This window comes from Halomonas sp. SIMBA_159, assembly GCF_046536035.1.
Lineage (GTDB): Bacteria > Pseudomonadota > Gammaproteobacteria > Pseudomonadales > Halomonadaceae > Vreelandella > Vreelandella venusta_A.
On record NZ_JAWJBT010001416.1, the window covers coordinates 1 to 242 of the forward strand.

The following is a 242-nucleotide window of genomic DNA, read 5'->3' on the forward strand; positions in this document are numbered from 1 at the left end:
GCCCCTGCGCCGAGATCCATGGTTTCATCAAAATTCAGGTTCAGGGTACCGGATGTGAAATTCGGCAGCAGGGTATCGAGCAGGTCGGCAACAAACTCAGTGACACTGTCACTCACAGGATTCAGACCAAACGACTCCGGCCGGAAGTCGCCCCGGTGATCATAAAAACCGGTTGTCTGCTCGGCGAGGTGCTGATAGTGCGGATGACACAGCCACTTTTCCATGTGCCCGAACGTTGCCTG

1 protein-coding gene is annotated in these 242 nt (G+C 55.4%); it reads right to left on the reverse strand.

What is annotated here, in order from left to right:
- Positions 1 to 224: hypothetical protein (locus tag R0J87_RS23910; protein WP_498889520.1), on the reverse strand; the 224-nt coding region annotated here is incomplete at its 3' end.
- Positions 225 to 242: the final 18 nt, after the last annotated feature.